Source organism: Psychrobacter sp. PG1 (assembly GCF_014897815.1).
Lineage (GTDB): Bacteria > Pseudomonadota > Gammaproteobacteria > Pseudomonadales > Moraxellaceae > Psychrobacter.
In genome coordinates this window covers 1-850 of sequence record NZ_JABUZG010000023.1, presented here as the reverse complement: position 1 = coordinate 850, position 850 = coordinate 1, and the positions used below count along the sequence as shown (strand labels likewise).

The 850-nt window shown below is 49.6% G+C and carries 1 rRNA gene; it reads right to left on the bottom strand.

The window, feature by feature from the left end:
- Nucleotides 1-850: ribosomal RNA gene (locus tag INT03_RS00900) — 23S ribosomal RNA — on the bottom strand; the annotation flags it as partial.

Genomic DNA, 850 nt, shown 5'->3' with positions numbered 1-850 from the left:
AAGTTACGGTACCATTTTGCCTAGTTCCTTCAGCAGAGTTCTCTCAAGCGCCTTGGTATTCTCTACCTGATCACCTGTGTCGGTTTAGGGTACGATTCGTTTATAACTATTGCTTAGAAGCTTTTCCTGGAAGCATGGTATTTGCCACTTCACTGTACAAGTACAGCTTGCTATCAGATCTCAGCCATGTAACAACCCGGATTTACCTAAGTTGTAAGCCTACATCCTTTCACCTGGACAACCAACGCCAGGCTGACATAACCTTCTCCGTCCCTCCATCGCATTATAAACAAGTATCGGAATATTAACCGATTTCCCATCGACTACGCCTTTCGGCCTCGCCTTAGGGGTCGACTCACCCAGCCCCGATTAACGTTGGACTGGAACCCTTGATCTTCCGGCGTGCGAGCTTTTCACTCGCATTATCGTTACTCACGTCAGCATTCGCTCTTGTGATACCTCCAGCATGCCTTACGACACACCTTCACAGGCTTACACAACGCTCCCCTACCACTTGAAAACAAATTCAAATCCGCAGCTTCGGCTCCTAGTTTGAGCCCCGTTACATCTTCCGCGCGGGCCGACTCGACTAGTGAGCTATTACGCTTTCTTTAAAGGATGGCTGCTTCTAAGCCAACCTCCTAGCTGTCTATGCCTTCCCACCTCGTTTCCCACTTAACTAGGAATTTGGGGCCTTAGCTGGCGGTCTGGGTTGTTTCCCTCTCCACAATGGACGTTAGCACCCACTGTGTGTCTCCCGGATATCACTCATCGGTATTCGGAGTTTGCATCGGTTTGGTAAGTCGGTATGACCCCCTAGCCGAAACAGTGCTCTACCCCCAATGGTGTT